The 2,983-nt window shown below is 62.0% G+C and carries 4 protein-coding genes and 1 pseudogene; all 5 read right to left on the bottom strand.

Features of this window, described 5'->3' with window-relative positions; all coding sequences use genetic code 11:
* Positions 1–347 (bottom strand): annotated as a pseudogene (locus JWR14_RS03635) (RNA polymerase factor sigma-54); the annotation flags it as partial.
* 176 nt (positions 348–523) lie between these two features.
* A complete protein-coding gene (lptB, locus tag JWR14_RS03630; protein WP_299701490.1) occupies positions 524–1,291 on the bottom strand; it encodes an LPS export ABC transporter ATP-binding protein in 768 nt (255 codons plus the stop codon).
* A gap of 11 nt (positions 1,292–1,302) precedes the next feature.
* On the bottom strand, positions 1,303–2,001 hold the full coding sequence (gene lptA / locus JWR14_RS03625) for a lipopolysaccharide transport periplasmic protein LptA (RefSeq protein WP_299701486.1): 699 nt from the start codon (positions 1,999–2,001) through the stop codon (positions 1,303–1,305).
* Between the two features lie 49 nt (positions 2,002–2,050).
* Complete coding sequence (gene lptC, locus JWR14_RS03620; RefSeq protein WP_299701483.1) at positions 2,051–2,650, bottom strand: LPS export ABC transporter periplasmic protein LptC; 600 nt, start codon at positions 2,648–2,650, stop codon at positions 2,051–2,053.
* A gap of 5 nt (positions 2,651–2,655) precedes the next feature.
* A partial coding sequence (locus JWR14_RS03615) for an HAD hydrolase family protein (RefSeq protein ID WP_299701480.1) occupies positions 2,656–2,983 on the bottom strand: 328 nt, incomplete at its 5' end.

Below are 2,983 nucleotides of genomic sequence, written 5' to 3'. Positions count from 1 at the left end.
GTGGAGTCGCCGTTGTTGTCGGATGAGAGGCCGTTATACTCGTCGACGCCCTGTGGCTCGCCGTTTTCGGCGCGCTCGCTGGTGCTGGTGGACGACGAGTTGTTGCTGCCCATCTGGTCGGGCGCGGCGTTGTTCGGCGCCTGAGCGATCAGCGAACCGTCTGAGGCGACTCGCAGCGGGCTCGCGATCCAGTCGTCCTCGTTTTCGAGTAGCGGATTCTGGGAGATCGCCATCGCCACTTCCTGCTGCAGTTCGAGCGTGGACAGCTGCAACAGCCGGATGGACTGTTGCAGTTGAGGTGTCAGCGCAAGATGCTGCGACAGGCGGAGTTGGAGGCTGGCTTTCATGGCAAGATTTTAATCATTGTAGAGAGTTTGCCACGGGCGCGACACCTCGCGGGGATCGACCAAAAACAAGTGCCGCCTCGCGGGCGGCACGTAAGATTCGCGGGCGGCGCGGGACGCCGTCTACAGCGGTGTTGCAAGGGGCGCAGGACGCTGCTCCACCGCAATCACATGCAGAATCACATGCGGAAATGTTCGCCGAGATAAACGCGCCGCACGTTCTCATTTTCGATGATCTCGCTTGGCGCGCCTGCCGCGAGCACGCTACCGTCGCTGATGATGTAAGCATGATCGCAGATGCCGAGCGTCTCGCGCACGTTATGGTCCGTGATCAGCACGCCAATGTTGCGCTGCTTCAGGAATTTCACGATTTTCTGGATTTCCAGCACAGCGATGGGGTCGACGCCCGCGAACGGTTCGTCCAGCAGGATAAACGCCGGGTTGGTCGCGAGCGCACGGGCGATTTCCACCCGCCGCCGTTCGCCGCCCGAGAGCGACAAAGCCGGGTTTTCACGCAGATGCGCGATCTGGAGTTCGTCCAGCAACGCTTCCGCGCGATCCGTAATTGCTTGCTTGGAGAGTGGCTTTTCGCTTTCGTCCGTCTGCAGTTCAAGCACTGCGCGAATGTTCTGCTCCACCGTCAGCTTGCGGAACACGGACGCTTCCTGCGGCAGATACGAGAGCCCGAGGCGTGCGCGCTTATGAATGGGCAGCAGGCTGATGGAGGTGCCATCGAGCAGAATTTCGCCTGCATCCAGCGGCACCAGACCAACGATCATATAGAACGACGTAGTTTTGCCCGCGCCGTTCGGCCCGAGCAGCCCGACCACTTCACCGCTTTTCACGTCGAGCGAGACGTCCTTCACGACCGTGCGCGAGCCGTAGCGTTTCTTCAGGTTGCGGACGGTGAGCGAACTGCTCGTGCCGGCCGGCTTACGATGAGGCATGGCGGGCGAATTCACGGCTGCTGCGTTCCTTGCATCTTGGTGGATGGCGTCAGGGTGGCCGGTGCGCCGGTCAGCGGTGCGGCGCCGCCGTTACGCGGGGCGAGCATGGCGCGCACGCGGCCAGACGGGTTGCCTGGACCGGCGACGTCAGGCCCGGCTTTCGCCGTATAGAAGTCTTTCTGACCGTCGTAGGTAATCACGCTGCCGTGCACTTCGTCCTGGATCTTGGTGAGACCCGCGAGGCGGCGCACAACCGCACGCGTGGTCAGCGTGGTCAGATCCTGCTTGCCGTCATAGTCAATCCGCACCGCATTGCCTTCAATGTATTCGTCGAGGCCGTCGCGTTTCTGGCGGAAATACGAGAGGTTGCCGCCGGTAGACGTGCCGGTTGCGTACTGATACCCCTGCGGATCCTGAGTCACGTCGACACGGTCGGCCTTGATGATGATCGTGCCTTTGGTTGCGACAACGTGGCCCGTGAAAATGTTGACCTGCTTCAGGTCGTCATAGGTCATGTTGTCCGCTTCGATATTCAGCGGCTTGTCGTTGTCGGCACGTTCGGCGTGCGCGGCCGGGGCAAATGCCGCCAGCGGCAACGCCACGCAGAGTGCCGTGATCCCGAATTGCACGATACGTGCGGCGCGGCGCGAAAATGCAGCGCGCGCTGCGCGCAGACGGCCGGATTCAGGTCGGAGAAACGGTTTGTTCATGCAGTCACACTTGAATGGATTTAAGCGCAATTCGTCGGAACTGCCGGGGTTATTTGGATGAAGTGCCGAGAGTATCGGAAGCAGCGATCTGGCCGCGTACCGTCCCAAACAGCTTCATTACCCGGGTCGCGTTGTTGTAGTTCATGCCGTCGCCCGTCATCACGGACGGACCGCGCTGAAGTTTAACCGGCTTTTCCGTTTCGATGACATCGTCGTTCACAAGGATGCGAAAGTGCTCGGAATCAGCCGTCATCTGCGGGTCGCCGTAGCCTGCCACGCGCAAAATGTGAGCATTCTCGTACAGGTTGACGATCGAGACGTCGCCGTTCACCGTCCCGCGCTCGGACGTTGCCGTCACGGTCGGACGCAGCGGCTGGAACATGCGCATCGCGGGTTTCGTGAGGTCGCTGACTTCGTCGTCCTCGTAATGGACCATTGAAGTCGCGGTCAGCCGATATTGCGTCGTGCCAGTGGTGTCGAGTTCCGAGACCGAGAAGTTCGTGGCGAAGTAGTCGGGCGCGTGTTCCTTCGGGCGCTCGGGTTCCTGAGGCTTGGGCAGCGTAGCCTGCAGCAGCCAGTAGGTGATGCCCGCGAGCACGGCCAGCGCGACCACGGGCAGCCCTGACGTCAGTTTGGTGGGTCGTTGCATGGGGTTCAGGTTCCGATAGCCGCGGCAAGCAGGCCGTCGTAGCGATTCTGGGCGCGCAGGATGGCGTCGCATACTTCGCGCACGGCGCCTTCGCCGCCGCGCCGGGTGGTCGCGAAATGCACGCGGTTCAGTACTTCCGGATGGGCATTCGCGGGTGCTGCGGCAAAGCCGCACAACCGCATTACGGCGAGATCGGGCCAGTCGTCGCCCATGTAACCGCATTCGGTCGCCGGGATACCCGTGGTTTGCAGCAATTCGGCGAGCGCGATGGTTTTGTCGGCGACGCCCTGATGCAGGTGCGTCACGCCCAGCTCGCGTGCCCGTGCCGCGACA

Origin of the sequence: Caballeronia sp. (genome assembly GCF_028292365.1) — a bacterium.
Classification (GTDB): Bacteria; Pseudomonadota; Gammaproteobacteria; order Burkholderiales; family Burkholderiaceae; genus Caballeronia.
This window is presented reverse-complemented; position numbering and strand designations above follow the sequence as displayed.